General features: G+C 70.5%; 1 protein-coding gene. It reads right to left on the bottom strand.

The genetic code is table 11. The features are described 5' to 3' along the window. On the bottom strand, positions 1-207 hold a 207-nt coding region (locus ACUN9Y_RS22420), incomplete at both ends, for a hypothetical protein (RefSeq protein WP_445462945.1).

The raw sequence follows: 207 nt of genomic DNA, 5'->3' as shown, positions 1-207 counted from the left end.
GCTGATGGCGATGCACCTCGCGGTGCAGGCTGTCACGCGTAAAGCCGAAGAGCTCCTGGCCATCCACGGCCATGGCCTGCACGTGGCCGGCGCCATAGCGCAGCCAGCTGATCTGCTGGCCGCTCGGCAGGGTGGTGGTCTCGCGGTTGCCCAGGGCATCGTGGGTGTGGCGGGTGACGCTGCTGTAGCCGCTGCCCCCGGGGAGCC

The organism is Halomonas sp. V046, assembly GCF_052645355.1.
This window is presented reverse-complemented; position numbering and strand designations above follow the sequence as displayed.